At 43.9% G+C, this 15,365-nt stretch carries 7 protein-coding genes; 6 read left to right on the top strand and 1 reads right to left on the bottom strand.

The features are described 5' to 3' along the window. Positions 1–23: 23 nt before the first annotated feature. Positions 24–839 (bottom strand): AraC family transcriptional regulator, encoded by an 816-nt coding sequence (locus BC659_RS13815; protein WP_133475409.1) that lies wholly within the window; start codon positions 837–839, stop codon positions 24–26. 229 nt (positions 840–1,068) lie between these two features. Here BC659_RS13815 and BC659_RS13810 point away from each other — a divergent pair, with 229 nt between their 5' ends. The 6 genes from BC659_RS13810 (at position 1,069) to BC659_RS13785 (ending at position 15,182) form a co-directional block, all read left to right on the top strand. Next, positions 1,069–3,090: a M13 family metallopeptidase gene (locus BC659_RS13810; RefSeq protein WP_133475407.1), complete on the top strand. Its 2,022-nt coding sequence runs from the start codon at positions 1,069–1,071 to the stop codon at positions 3,088–3,090. 281 nt (positions 3,091–3,371) lie between these two features. After that, positions 3,372–7,175, top strand: coding sequence for a DNA-directed RNA polymerase subunit beta (rpoB, locus tag BC659_RS13805; RefSeq protein WP_133475405.1), 3,804 nt, complete (start codon positions 3,372–3,374; stop codon positions 7,173–7,175). Between the two features lie 121 nt (positions 7,176–7,296). Beyond that, the gene (gene rpoC / locus BC659_RS13800) at positions 7,297–11,580 is read left to right on the top strand and encodes a DNA-directed RNA polymerase subunit beta' (protein WP_133475403.1); all 4,284 of its coding nucleotides are present in this window, start codon (positions 7,297–7,299) and stop codon (positions 11,578–11,580) included. Between the two features lie 255 nt (positions 11,581–11,835). Beyond that, positions 11,836–12,432 carry an OmpH/Skp family outer membrane protein gene (locus BC659_RS13795; protein ID WP_133475401.1) on the top strand — a complete coding sequence of 199 codons (597 nt, stop codon included), beginning with the start codon at positions 11,836–11,838 and terminating at the stop codon, positions 12,430–12,432. Positions 12,433–12,747: 315 nt separating this feature from the next. Next, on the top strand, positions 12,748–14,193 hold the full coding sequence (locus tag BC659_RS13790; RefSeq protein ID WP_133475399.1) for an APC family permease: 1,446 nt from the start codon (positions 12,748–12,750) through the stop codon (positions 14,191–14,193). Then, on the top strand, positions 14,193–15,182 hold the full coding sequence (locus tag BC659_RS13785; protein ID WP_133475398.1) for a bifunctional heptose 7-phosphate kinase/heptose 1-phosphate adenyltransferase: 990 nt from the start codon (positions 14,193–14,195) through the stop codon (positions 15,180–15,182). The genes BC659_RS13790 and BC659_RS13785 overlap by 1 nt, the downstream gene beginning before the upstream one ends. Positions 15,183–15,365 lie beyond the last annotated feature (183 nt).

Below are 15,365 nucleotides of genomic sequence, written 5' to 3'. Positions count from 1 at the left end.
AACATTGTATAAAACGGACATTATTATCTGCCAAAAGCCTTACTGGGAGTTACGCCGTAGAAATTTTTGAATTCTTTTATAAAATGGGCCTGGTCGTAATAGCCAACATCAAAAAATAACTTGTTCTTTCTTAAACTTTGTAAAGAAGGCTTGGCAAGAAGAATATTTTGAAAACGGACCACTTTGGCAAAAGTCTTAGCTGTATCACCAATATAAAACTCAAAGCGTCTGCGAAGTTGTCGTTGACTTATACCTGTATTTAAGTCCTGTTCAATATTTATAACTCCCGATTCCTGGAAAATTTTGCCAATGGCATTATATAATCTACTATCGTTGTCAAAGTTTATATTTTCAATGAGATTAAGGAAATAAGTGTCAAAGGTTGTTCGTATTTTTTCTGACGTTAATTGGGGATTAAAATGAGAGGCTATGAAGGCTGAAACTTTTGGTACCACGTTATCCAAATGTTCAAAGCGATTACTCAATTCAGCCGCATTAATTCTAAAAAACTGCGGAAACATAGTTGGTAAAAAACGAACACCAATATAATGGAAAGAATGATCAAGAGTAAACTCGGTGAATTTTTTACAAAACCCCATCACAAAATTATCATTAGGATTGTTGAGTTCAAAAAAGATGTCAATACAGCCGTCTGCTACCACGCGATATATAAATGGTTCGGAAAGTGGGGTAGATGTTTTTAGTTGCCAATAACAGTAAATAAAATCTTGTAGTCTTATATCGGGTAAAAATTCTGAATAAGTTACATTGGCAGCCGATTGCTTAATGGTCGGTTGAACAGGTTTGTAAAGTTGCCTTATACCAGTCGAAAATTTCAATTTTAAAGTGTCTTTGAGCAGTAACCCTGACTTACAAATATAAGAAACCAATCACAGGTATAAAATATAATCACACTATTAAAAATTAGTAGGTTACCCACTAAAACGGGATGTGACCTTTACAAAAATCAACAACCTCAATTTTCCATCACGAATCCTGCCTGAATATGTTAAACGGTTTTGTGCTTTTTTAAAAATGTATCATATTTATCCTCACTAAAACTTCGCTATGAAACAAATCATACCCATCCTTTCAGGAGCCGTTTTATTGTTCGCTTCCTGTAAAAACAATACCGACACATCTTCTTATTTCGATAAGTCCGGTATGGATACCAGCATTCACCCCGGCGACAATTTCTTTATGTATGCCAATGGCACATGGATCAAAAACAGTGTGATACCAGACGACCAGAGCGGATGGGGGAGTTTTTATACACTCTACGATGAGAACCTCAAAAAAATGCGTTCCATTCTGGATGAAGTGTCTGCCAAAACAGATCATAAACCTGGCTCTGCTGCACAGAAAGTAGGCGATTTCTATGCCAGTGGTATGGATACGGCAGCCATAGAGAAAGCAGGGTACGAACCGCTCAAACCCATGCTGGCGAAAATAGATGCGGTAAAAGATTATAAAGCACTCATCAACCTCCTCGCTGCCAGCTACCAGGAAGGAGATGGCGACCTGATTGGTATTTATATTGGTGCCGATGAAAGAAACAGCAGCAAAAATATCCTGAGTCTGTACCAGACAGGTCTGAGCCTGCCGGAGAAAGATTATTATACCAAAACCGATTCTACTACGGTCATCCAGCGACAGAAATTTCTGGAGCATATCACCAATTATTTTGTACTCACAGGTGTGACCAAAGAAGTGGCATCACAACAGGCTGCGGCCATACTGAAACTGGAAACAGAAATCGCCAAATCGCATCTGGCACCGGTAGAACTGCGTGATCCCATCCGTAACTACAATAAAATGTCGGTAACCGATCTGGAGAAAATCGCACCCAATATTGGCTGGAGCAACGCATTACAACTGATGGGGATTAAAACAGACAGTGTGAATGTAAGTCAGCCTGCCTATTACAAGGCCCTGAGTGCCTTACTGGCCAGTCAGCCGATAGATGTGTGGAAGAGCAAAGTGCGTTACGATTATATCGCTTCCAATGCCTCATTACTGAGTAAGGCTTTTGTAGACGAACGTTTTTCTTTCAATAAATTATTCTCCGGTACCAAAGTACAGGAGGAGCGCTGGAAGAAAATGGTGAGCCGTACCGATGATGGTCTGAAAGATTTATTGGGTCAGCTTTTTGTAGAAAAATATTTTCCTGCCGATGCCAAAAAAAGAATGGATGAACTGGTGAATAACCTGCAGACTGCTTTCAGCAAACGCATCAATGCATTGGATTGGATGAGCGATACTACCAAACAGAGAGCGCAGGAGAAGCTAAGTGCCTTCATGAAAAAAATAGGATATCCCGATAAATGGAAATCATATGATGATGTTACCATCACACGTACAGGTTTCTACGACAATATGCGCAGCATCGCAAAACACGATTATAAAGAGAGTATTGCCAAGATTGGTAAGGCCGTTGATAAAACCGAATGGCAGATGACGGCACCTACCGTGAATGCGTATTACAATCCTACTTTCAATGAAATCGTTTTCCCTGCCGGTATTTTACAGTTTCCCTTCTTTGAGCTGAAAGCTGATGATGCCATCAACTATGGCGCCATCGGTATGGTCATTGGTCATGAAATGACGCATGGTTTTGATGACCAGGGTCGTCAGTACGATGCTGTAGGTAACCTTACCGACTGGTGGACCAAAACCGATGGTGAGAAATTCAATGCCAAAGCCAAAGGGGTAGTGGAGCAGTACAATGCTTATACAGTACTGGATAGTCTGCATGTAAACGGTGCCCTCACATTAGGGGAGAACCTCGCCGATATTGGTGGCCTTGCCATTGCCTACGATGCTTTTAAAATGACCAAACAGGGGCAGGGTAATGAAAAAATCGATGGTTTTACACCCGATCAGCGTTTCTTCCTAGGTTATGCACAGGTATGGAGGCTGGTAGACAGACCGGAGAGCCTGCGTACCCGTATTACGACCGACCCGCATAGTCCGGAAGAATTCAGGGTAAACGGCCCATTAGCCAATTTCGAGCCTTTCTACAAAGCATTCGGGGTAACAGAGAAAAATAAGCTCTTCCGTACCCCCGATCAGCGGGCGAGAATCTGGTAGCTCTTAGCCATTAGCTGTTAGCCTTTAGCTTTTATGGGGTTGGGGGGCCGGGGTGGCCAATAAGCCCAGGGCCCTACCTAACTGCTAAAGGCTAACAGCTAAAAAATTTGTTTTTGCAATTGCCCACCCATTTCCTACCTTTGCCATCCTTATTTTTGGGCCAATTAGCGGGTGGACATTTTTATCATTGACGTTTGAATGATGAATGAGCCGATTGTACGTTAAGAGAATCTCACCATTCTCCCCAAATTTTTATCGTATCAAAACCGGTTTTCATTTATATGTCTACAACAACTTTGAACAACAGGGTCGGCTTCGGTAAAACTAAACATTTGGCTGATGCCCCAGACCTGCTCGACATCCAGTTAGAATCATTCAGAGAATTTTTCCAGTTAGAGACAACACCCGATAAGCGTAATGTGGAGGGTTTGTTCCGTGTGTTTAAGGAAAACTTTCCTATTACCGACACGCGTAACATCTTCGTACTGGAGTTCCTGGATTATTTCATTGATCCGCCCCGTTATACCCTCGATGAGTGTATGGAGCGTGGTCTTACTTATGCGGTGCCCTTAAAGGCCAAACTGCGTTTAAGCTGTAACGATGAAGAGCACGTAGATTTCCAGACCATCGTTCAGGATGTGTTCCTCGGAAATATACCGTACATGACACCACGTGGTACCTTCGTAATTAACGGAGCTGAGCGTGTGGTAGTATCACAGTTGCACCGTTCACCCGGTGTATTCTTTGGTCAGTCTGTACACCCCAACGGTACCAAAATTTATTCTGCCCGTGTGATTCCTTTCAAAGGTGCATGGATGGAATTTGCTACCGATATCAATAACGTGATGTATGCCTACATCGACCGTAAGAAAAAGTTCCCTGTAACAACCCTGTTACGTTCTATTGGTTTCGAAACCGATAAGGATATCCTGGAACTCTTCGGTATGGCCGATGAGGTGAAAGCCGATAAAAAAACACTTGCTAACCATGTAGGTAAAAAACTCGCTGCCCGCGTATTAAGAACATGGGTAGAAGATTTCGTGGATGAAGATACCGGTGAGGTAGTGAGCATTGAGCGTAACGAAATCGTAATGGAGCGTGATACCATTCTGGATGAGGATGCTATTGCAACCATCATCGAAATGGAGATCAAGAGCGTATTCATTCAGAAAGAAGATGTGGGTGGTGACTATGCGATCATCTACAATACTTTAAATAAGGATACTTCGAACAGTGAACTGGAAGCGGTACAACATATCTATCGCCAGTTACGTGGTGCCGATGCGCCGGATAATGAAACCGCGCGTGGTATCATCGACAAATTGTTCTTCTCAGACAAACGTTATGACCTGGGTGAAGTGGGCCGTTATAAAATCAACCGCAAACTGAACCTCGATTATCCGCTGACCAAGAAAGTATTGACCAAGCAAGATATTATTGAAATCATTAAATACCTGGTTCGCTTAACCAATGCGAAAGCAGAGATTGATGATATTGATCACCTGAGCAACCGTCGTGTTCGTACCGTAGGAGAGCAGCTCTATGCACAGTTTGGTGTAGGTCTGGCCCGTATGGCACGTACCATTCGTGAGCGCATGAACGTTCGCGATAATGAGGTATTTACCCCGGTTGACCTGATCAATGCAAGAACACTGTCATCTGTAATCAATTCCTTCTTTGGAACCTCACAGTTGTCACAGTTTCTGGATCAGACCAATCCGCTGAGTGAGATCACACACAAGCGTCGTATATCCGCACTCGGACCAGGTGGTTTGAGTCGTGAGCGTGCCGGTTTCGAGGTACGTGACGTACACTATTCTCACTACGGCCGTCTGTGTACCATTGAAACACCGGAAGGACCGAACATCGGTCTGATTTCTACGCTTTGCGTACACGCATCTATCAATGATATGGGCTTTATTGAAACCCCTTATCGTAAAGTAGAGAACGGTAAAGTAAACATGAAAGAACTTACTTTCCTGAGTGCGGAAGAAGAAGATACGGCGAGAATCGCGCAGAGTAACTCTCCGCTCACTGAGAAAGGTGAGTTTGCAGAAGATAAAGTAGTATCCCGTCAAACGGGCGACTTCCCGATTTTAGATAAAGAGGATGTGGAATATATGGACGTTGCACCCAACCAGATCGTTGGTCTGAGTGCTTCCCTGATTCCGTTCCTGGAGCATGATGATGCCAACCGTGCACTGATGGGATCAAACATGCAACGTCAGGCTGTACCATTGATCCGTCCGGAAGTACCCATCGTAGGTACCGGTCTGGAAGGAAAAGCGGCCCGCGATGCACGTATCCAGATTCATGCTGATGGTAATGGTGTGGTTGAGTTTGTAGATGCAAACGAGATACATGTTCGTTACGACAGAAATGATATTGACCGTCTGATCAGCTTTAATGATGATCTGCAGGTTTATAAACTCACAAAATTCATCAAAACCAACCAGGCAACCTGTATCAACCTGCGTCCGGCCGTGAAGAAAGGACAAAAAGTGAAGAAGGGCGACTTCTTGACTGAAGGTTATGCAACCAAAGATGGTGAACTGGCATTGGGTCGTAATCTGCAGGTGGCATTCATGCCATGGAAGGGTTACAACTTTGAGGATGCGATTGTAATCAGTGAGAAAGTGGTTCGTGAAGACCTGTTCACATCTATTCATATTGATGAATATGAACTGGAAGTTCGTGATACCAAATTGGGTGAGGAAGAACTGACTCCAGATATTCCGAACGTTTCTGAAGAAGCTACGAAAGACCTGGATGAACATGGTATTATCCGTATCGGTGCTACCATTAAAGAAGGTGATATCCTGATTGGTAAGATCACACCTAAAGGTGAATCAGATCCTACTCCGGAAGAAAAACTTTTACGTGCCATCTTTGGTGATAAAGCAGGTGATGCAAAAGATGCTTCCTTGAAAGCACCAAATGGTACAGAAGGTGTGGTGATTGATAAAAAACTGTTCCAGCGTGCGAAGAAAGATAAGAATGGTAAGATCCGTGAGAAAGCGCTGTTGGAAAAAGTAGAAAAAGTACACCAGCAGAATACAGAATCAATCAAAGAATTGTTGTTAGACAAATTGCAGACTTTGCTGAAAGACAAAGCTTCTGCAGGCGTAAGCAATAACTTTGGTGAAATGCTGATTGGTAAAGGTGCCAAGTTTAACCAGAAAAACCTGAGTGCGATTGATTATCAGAATGTGAATCCGCTGGGTTGGACAGGTGATGCAAAAACCGATGATCAGATCAATACCTTATTGCACAACTACAGCATCCGTTACAATGAAGAACTCGGACGTTACAAGCGTGAGAAGTTCAACATTTCTATCGGAGATGAGTTACCTGCAGGTGTATTGAAACTGGCCAAAGTATACCTCGCTGTAAAACGTAAGTTGAAAGTGGGTGATAAGATGGCGGGTCGTCACGGTAACAAAGGTATCGTAGCGAAAATTGTACGTGCAGAAGATATGCCGTTCATGGAAGATGGTACACCGGTTGATATCGTACTGAACCCACTGGGGGTACCTTCAAGGATGAACCTGGGTCAGATTTATGAAACCATCCTTGGATGGACCGGTAAGCGCCTGGGTGTGAAATTTGCAACGCCGATCTTTGATGGTGCCAGCACCGATGAGATTGAGCAATATTGTAAAGACGCCAATATTCCACGTAACGGACATACTTATCTGTTTGATGGTGAAACCGGAGAACGTTTCCACCAGAAAGCGACTGTGGGTGTGATCTATATGATCAAACTGCACCACATGGTGGATGATAAGATGCACGCACGTTCTATCGGACCATACAGCTTGATTACACAGCAACCGCTGGGTGGTAAGGCACAGTTTGGTGGACAGCGTTTTGGTGAGATGGAGGTATGGGCACTGGAAGCATATGGTGCGGCCAACATCCTGCAGGAACTGCTCACACTGAAGTCTGATGATATCATCGGAAGGGCGAAGACCTATGAAGCCATCGTGAAGGGAGACAATATCCCACGCGCCGGTGTACCTGAATCGTTCAATGTATTGGTACATGAATTGAGAGGTTTGGGTCTTGACCTGAAGTTTGAGTAGAGGAAGCTATGAGCTACGGGCTATGAGCCACGAGCCATAAGTATTCCAGGAACATTGTTTTTATCATAAAAATGTAAACAAGAGCTCGCAGCTCGCAGCTGATAGCTCAAAGCTTAAAAATATGGCCATTAAAAAAGACAATCGCCCCAGATCAACTTTTTCTCAGATTACGATCAGTCTGGCATCACCAGATAGCATTCTGGAGAGAAGTTTTGGCGAAGTACTGAAGCCTGAAACCATCAACTACCGTACCTACAAACCAGAACGCGATGGTTTGTTCTGTGAAAGGATTTTCGGTCCTGTAAAGGATTACGAATGTGCCTGCGGTAAGTATAAGCGTATCCGTTACAAAGGCATCGTGTGCGACCGCTGCGGTGTGGAAGTAACAGAGAAAAAAGTTCGTCGTGAACGTATGGGGCACATCAAACTGGTGGTACCCGTTGTACATATCTGGTATTTCAAAAGTCTGCCGAACAAAATCGGTTACTTATTAGGGATGAGTTCTAAGAAATTAGAAACCATCATTTACTATGAGCGTTTTGTAGTAATACAGGGCGGTGTGAAAGAAAACCTGAATATGGGTGATCTGCTCACAGAAGAAGAGTACCTGGATATCCTGGATAATTTACCAAAAGATAACCAGTACCTGCCTGATGATGATCCGCAGAAATTCATTGCCAAAATGGGTGCTGAAGCGGTTCATGCATTATTGGAAAGAATCGACCTCGATGGTCTGAGCTTCTCACTGCGTAATGCCGCTGCTACTGAAACTTCTCAGCAGCGTAAAGCAGATGCTTTAAAGCGTTTGAGCGTAGTGGAATCATTCCGTGATGCAAGTACCAGAATTACCAACCGTCCGGAATGGATGGTAATGCAATACATTCCTGTGATTCCACCGGAACTGCGTCCATTGGTGCCATTGGATGGTGGTCGTTTCGCGAGTTCAGATCTGAACGATCTGTATCGTCGTGTGATCATCCGTAACAACCGTCTGAAAAGACTGTTGGAGATCAAAGCACCGGAAGTGATCCTGCGTAACGAAAAACGTATGCTGCAGGAAGCCATCGATTCACTCTTCGATAACAGCCGTAAATCAAATGCGGTGAAAGCAGAAGGTGGTCGTGCGCTGAAATCACTGTCTGATGTACTCAAAGGTAAACAAGGTCGTTTCCGTCAGAACCTCCTGGGTAAACGTGTTGACTATTCTGGTCGTTCGGTTATCGTGGTAGGTCCTGAACTGAAAATGCATGAATGTGGTCTGCCAAAAGATATGGCGGCAGAATTGTTCAAACCATTTGTGATCCGTAAACTGATTGAAAGAGGTATCGTGAAAACAGTGAAGTCTGCCAAGAAATTAGTGGACCGTAAAGAAGCTGTGATCTGGGATATCCTGGAAAATATTCTGAAAGGACACCCTGTTTTGTTAAACCGTGCCCCAACACTGCACCGTTTGTCGATCCAGGCCTTCCAGCCAAAATTAGTAGAAGGTAAAGCCATTCAGCTGCACCCGCTCGTAACATCGGCGTTCAACGCCGATTTCGATGGTGACCAGATGGCGGTACACGTTCCCTTGAGCAGTGCCGCAGTACTGGAAGCCCAGTTGTTGATGCTTTCTTCTCACAACATTCTTAACCCGCAGAATGGTACGCCCATCACCCTGCCTTCTCAGGACATGGTACTCGGTCTTTACTATATTACCAAGGGTAAGAAAACCACTGAAACAGAGATCGTAAGAGGTGAGGGTAAGGCTTTCTACAGTATGGATGAAGTGATCATCGCTTATAACGAACAGCGTGTTGATCTGCATGCCAATATCAAAGTGAAGGTAAATGTGCGCGAAGGTGGTAAACTGGTGAAAAAACTGATCGACACTACCGTTGGTCGTGTACTGTTCAACCAGCATGTACCTGTTGAAGTAGGTTATGTAAATGCATTGCTGACCAAGAAGAGCCTGAGAGAGATCATCGGTGATATCATTAAAATCACTGACGTTCCTAAAACGGCCAAGTTCCTTGATGATATCAAAACACTCGGATTCCGTATGGCCTTCCGTGGTGGTCTGTCGTTCAACGTGAACGATCTGATCGTTCCTGATATGAGGAATGAACTGCTGGAGAATGCAAAAGTAGAAGTAGAAGAAGTGTGGGAAAACTATAACATGGGTCTGATCACCAATAACGAACGTTATAACCAGGTGATCGATATCTGGAGCCGTGTGGATACACGTATTACAGAAACCCTGATCCGCGAAATGCAGAATGATAAACAAGGTTTCAACTCTGTTTACATGATGCTGGATTCCGGAGCCCGTGGTAGTAAAACACAGGTAAAACAGCTGGTAGGTATTCGTGGTCTGATGGCGAAACCCCGTAAGAGTGGTAGCACAGGAAGTGAGGTAATTGAGAACCCGATCCTGTCTAACTTCAAAAGCGGTCTGAACGTATTGGATTACTTTATCTCTACACACGGTGCGCGTAAAGGTCTGGCGGATACGGCCCTGAAAACAGCTGATGCCGGTTACCTGACCCGTCGTCTGGTAGACGTATCACAGGATGTGGTAATCTCTGAAGAAGATTGCGGTACACTGCGTGGTATTGCTACAACTGCACTGAAAGATAATGAAGACGTCATCGAGCCACTGGCAGACAGAATTGAAGGTCGTACTTCCTTACACGATATTTTCCATCCTGTAACAGAAGAACTGATCATTGTAGCCGGTGAGGAAATTTCATCTGATCATGCCAAAGCAATTGAAGAAGCAGGTATTGAAACCGTAGAAATACGTTCTGTACTTACCTGTGAAAGCAAGCGTGGTGTGTGTGTGAAGTGTTATGGTAAAAACCTGGCAACCGGTTATATCGCACAGAGAGGTGATGCAGTAGGTATCATCGCAGCACAGTCTATCGGTGAGCCTGGTACACAGCTTACCCTGCGTACCTTCCACGTGGGTGGTGTTGCGGGTTCTGCTTCAGTAGAATCTGGCCTCCCTGCTAAATTCGATGGTACCATTCAGTTCGATGGTCTGCGTACCGTAGATACACTGAACAATGAAGGCGATAAAGTAAAGATTGTAATTGGTCGTACCGGTGAGGTAAGGATCATGGATGTGAAGAATGATCGTCTGATGATTACCAATAACGTTCCTTATGGTGCTACCCTGAATGTAAAAGATGGTCAGCAGGTGAAGAAAGGAGATATGATCTGTACATGGGATCCGTTCAACAACGTAATCGTTGCTGAGCAGAACGGTACCATCAAATTTGAAAATGTACTGGATGGTATCACTTACCGTGATGAGGCTGATGAGCAAACAGGACACCGTGAGAAAGTGGTTATTGAAACCAAAGACAAAACAAAGATTCCAACCATCATTGTAGAAGGTAAGGAGATCAAACAATACAACCTGCCAGTAGGCTCGCACATTGCTGTAGAAGAAGGCGATGAAGTGAAAGCAGGTCAGGTAATGGTGAAGATTCCACGTATCCTTGGTAAACTGAGAGATATCACAGGGGGTCTGCCTCGTGTAACTGAATTGTTTGAAGCACGTAATCCAGGAAACCCTGCGATTGTGTGTGAGATTGATGGTGTGGTGGCTTTCGGTAACGTAAAACGTGGTAACAGAGAAATCATCGTAGAATCGAAAGATGGTATGGTGAAGAAATACCTGGTACCATTAACACGCCAGATCCTGGTACAGGATGGCGACTTCGTGAAAGCGGGTACGCCAATGTCTGACGGACAGATTGCACCTGCAGATATCCTTGCGATCAAAGGTCCATTCGCAGTACAGGAGTACGTTGTGAATGAGATTCAGGAAGTATATCGTTTACAGGGTGTAAAAATCAACGACAAACACATTGAAGTGATTGTACGTCAGATGATGAAGAAAGTAGAGATTGTAGATGCGGGTGATACCAAATTCTTAGAGGAGGATCTGGAAGATCGCTTCGACTTTATCGAAGAGAACGACAGAATCTACGATAAGAAAGTGGTAACCGATGCGGGTGAAAGCACCAAACTGAAAGCGGGTCAGATCATCACCCTGCGTGAGTTGAGAGAAGAAAACTCTATCCTCCGCAGATCAGATAAAAAACTCGTGGAAGTGCGTGATGCAAAACCTGCTACCGCAACACCGGTATTGCTGGGTATTACCAAAGCATCACTGGGTGTACAAAGCTGGATATCTGCCGCATCATTCCAGGAAACTACCAAAGTACTGAGCCAGGCTGCTATACAGGGTAAGACCGACGCTATGCTGGGTCTGAAAGAGAACGTGATCACAGGTCACCTCATTCCTGCAGGTTCCGGACAGAAAGAGTTCGAGAACATGATTGTAGGTAGCAAGGAAGAGTACGAGGTACTGGCTACTACACGCGAAGCGATGAGCTTTGATGATGATGAGTAAGTATCCGTAAGGATTCATATAAATGTTAAAAGTAGGAAGTGAAAGCTTCCTACTTTTTTTCAGGTATACATCCTGTTACTTATACAGAATTTTTGTATGCTGATATTTATTGTTAATCTTGTTGCCCGTAAAAGAAAAAGGGTAAAAAGGCATTAATTTTATAAGCTGAATTTCAGTTGATGAAATGCGATAGGCGAATTGGGAAAATGCTTTGCCATCGGATTACATCTGGTTATAATCAATAAAAACCAACACATGAAAAACTTTACGATTGGGTTAAATATTGCTTTGGTGATTGCAGTAGCTGTACTGTTTTATCTCCAGTTCTCTTCTGGTGGTAATGGAAAAACAAATACGCAGTCTGGTACCAAAGAAGTACCACAGGGTAACTTTAAAATAGCCTATTTCGAGATCGATTCTATTGAGGCACATTTCTCTTATTACAAAGAGGTAAGTAATTCTATCCAGGCCAAGGCCCAGGAGAATGGCAAACAGCTGAACCAGTTAAAAGAAGCATTTGCTGCCAAATATCAGGAGCTGCAGCGTTCTGCACAGGGTATGACCCAGGCTGAAGTAAACAGCAAACAGCAGGAACTGATGCAGATGGAAAAGACCTACAATAGTAAAGAGCAGATGATGAACAATGAAATGCAGGATGAGAGCATGAAAAAAATGCTGGATGTACGTCAGAAAATCAGTGATTACCTGAAAGAATACAATGCCAATAAAGGCTATGCTTTTATTGTTGCCAATAATTCAGAGTCACTGGCATTCTACTATAAGGACTCTGCTTATGATATTACAGCAGATGTAATTAAGGGGCTGAATGAGAAGTATAAGAAGAAGCAGTAAGAAGAAAGCTTTTAGCCGTTAGCTATTAGCTGCTAGCTTTTGAGAGGAAATATTTAAAACGCATGGACTTTGGTTCATGCGTTTTTTTGTGAGGCACATATACTCAAACGGGAACATTTTTTAACGAAGAATCAAAAGGGGATAGCAATGTCTAAAATTATCCGCTTCTCAACGGATTTTAGCCAAATTAATCCCTTGCAAATCAAGACTGCCTGTAATACCTGATATTGAAGAATTCCTCACGATCTCTTGTAACCTGGCACTTGTTCCTTGAATCTTTTTTTCCTTATCTTGAACTCCTAACCAAACAACCATATGAGTAATACAAGCCCTTCTTTTAAACCAACCCTGAGTTTGTTTGATGCTACCATGATTGTTGCAGGCGGCATGATTGGTTCCGGTATCTTTATTGTGAGTGCCGATATTACCCGTAATGTGGGCAGTGCCGGATGGCTGGTACTGGTTTGGTTGATTACCGGTTTTATGACCATTACAGCTGCCGTTAGCTACGGTGAACTCAGTGCCATGTATCCAAAGGCAGGAGGGCAGTATGTATACCTCAAAGAAGCCTATAATAAATTGGTTGCCTTCCTTTTTGGATGGAGTTTTTTTTCCGTTATACAAACGGCTACCATTGCCGCAGTAGGTGTGGCATTCAGCCGCTTCACTGCTTACCTGATTCCGGAAGTGGGGGAGCAGAATATTATTGCAGACCTGGGTTTTATCAAAATATCCGCCGCACAGTTATTGGCCATTGGCATGATTACTTTCTTAACCTATACCAATACGCGTGGGGTAAAGGGGGGGAAAATTATTCAGAGTACGTTCACCGTAACCAAGTTGCTATCCCTGTTTGGATTGATTGTATTTGGCTTCCTGCTCGCCAAACAAAGCTTCTGGTCTGAGAACTGGCAAACAGGTTTTTCTGCCATGCAGGATTTTGGGGTGAAAGATGCCAGCGGTGCCTTACAGCCCAGTGCCGGCGGCTGGCAACCCATTACCGGTGCGGTGCTCATTGGCGCTGTGGCCGCTGCCATGGTCGGCTCTATCTTCAGCAGCGACTCCTGGAACAACGTAACTTTTATTGCCGGTGAAATCAAGAATCCGCAGCGCAATATCGGTCTGAGCCTGTTCCTGGGTACTTTAATTGTTACCCTGATTTATATTACAGCCAACCTCATGTACCTGCATGTACTGCCCCTGAATTCAATTGCCTTTGCAGAGAACGACAGGGTAGCGGTTACAGCAGCCAACCAGATATTTGGTAATGCCGGTACCATCGTAATCGCCATTATGATCATGATCTCTACTTTCGGTTGTAATAATGGTTTGATTCTGGCCGGTGCCCGTGTATACTATACCATGGCACAGGATGGCGTATTTTTTAAAAAAACAGCTGAACTCAATAAAAATGCCGTACCTGCCTATGCCCTGTGGATTCAGTGCCTGGTAGCATCACTGCTTTGCCTGAGCGGTAAATATGGCGACCTGCTTACCATGGTTTCATTTGTGGTGGTGATCTTTTATATCCTTACCATCATTGGTATATTTATTCTACGAAAAAAGCAACCGGATATGCCAAGACCCTATAAGGCATTTGGATATCCTGTGCTGCCCGCTATTTATGTTATTATGGCCTCATTGTTCTGTGTAGGATTGGTATGGGCCTCGCCTAAGTATTCATTATGGGGACTGGGCATTACACTGATTGGTATTCCTTTGTATTATCTTGCAGTCCGAAATAAGAAACAGGAAGCCTGATGAATTTTGAACAGTTATTTGCCGACTTCACGCGTATACGTGTAGCCATCCTTGGCGATGTAATGCTGGATACTTATTGGTGGGGTTCTGTAGATCGTATCTCCCCTGAAGCACCCGTACCCGTAGTAGCACTTAAACAAAAGGAACTGAGGGTGGGAGGGGCTGCCAATGTAGCACTGAATACGGCATCGTTGGGCGCACAAACCACCATGATTTCTGTGATCGGTACCGATACAGATGGGGAACAGTTGATACAGTTATTACAGGCTAAGAACATCGATACGCAATACATTAAACCGGCATCGGGCAGGGTAACCACCAACAAAACCCGAGTGATGAGCCGTAACCAGCAGATGATGCGGCTGGATGCAGAAATAACCACCGATTTAGACAAGGCTACAGAAGACCTCCTGCTCGAACAGGTAACATCCTGTATCAACACTCAACAGCCACAGGTGCTGATACTGGAAGATTATAATAAAGGGGTACTCACACCCCGCATCATCAAAGAAGTCATCAACCTGTGTAAGGCAAAAGGTATTGTGATTGCCGTTGATCCGAAGAAGAAAAACTTCCTCGCCTATCAGGGTGTTACCATCTTCAAACCCAATCTGAAAGAAGTAAAAGAAGGGCTCAATTTATCAGTGGATACCATTGATCTGCCTTCTTTAAAAAACATACATGAAGCCCTGCAGCAACACCTGCAGCACCAGGTTTCGTTGATAACCTTATCTGAAAAAGGGGTGTTTTACCAGGATGAAACCTCGCACCGAATCATCCCCACCCATATCCGCAATATTGCCGATGTAAGTGGCGCAGGTGATACCGTTATTGCGGTAACCTCACTCTGCTATGCTGCTACCAAAGACATGCACCTTGCCGCCGAAATGGCCAATATTGCCGGAGGCCTCGTTTGCGAAGAAGTTGGCACCGCCGCCATCAACAAAGAAAGATTGCTACAGGAATGTGAACTTTTGCTGGGGGAATGAGAGACCCGTGAATGGTCAATGGTGAATGGTGAATGAAAAAAATATTGTGGTTACACAATATTAATCGTCAGGGTCAAGTTTCATTTATTGACCATTGACCATTGACCATTGACCATTGACCATTGACCATTGACCATTGACCATTGACCATTGACCATTGACCATTGACCATTGACCATTGAC

It is taken from the genome of Sediminibacterium goheungense (assembly GCF_004361915.1).
GTDB lineage: Bacteria > Bacteroidota > Bacteroidia > Chitinophagales > Chitinophagaceae > Sediminibacterium > Sediminibacterium goheungense.
Note: the sequence above shows the minus strand (reverse complement) of the source record. Positions and strands in the feature narration are given on the sequence as shown.

Excerpts from the sequence above, each read along its gene's own strand:
- BC659_RS13810 (WP_133475407.1), top strand. The coding sequence starts at position 1,069 with ATGAAACAAATCATACCCATCCTTTCAGGAGCCGTTTTATTGTTCGCT.
- BC659_RS13790 (WP_133475399.1), top strand. The coding sequence starts at position 12,748 with ATGAGTAATACAAGCCCTTCTTTTAAACCAACCCTGAGTTTGTTTGAT.
- BC659_RS13795 (WP_133475401.1), top strand. The coding sequence starts at position 11,836 with ATGAAAAACTTTACGATTGGGTTAAATATTGCTTTGGTGATTGCAGTA.
- BC659_RS13785 (WP_133475398.1), top strand. The coding sequence starts at position 14,193 with ATGAATTTTGAACAGTTATTTGCCGACTTCACGCGTATACGTGTAGCC.
- rpoB (WP_133475405.1), top strand. The coding sequence starts at position 3,372 with ATGTCTACAACAACTTTGAACAACAGGGTCGGCTTCGGTAAAACTAAA.
- rpoC (WP_133475403.1), top strand. The coding sequence starts at position 7,297 with ATGGCCATTAAAAAAGACAATCGCCCCAGATCAACTTTTTCTCAGATT.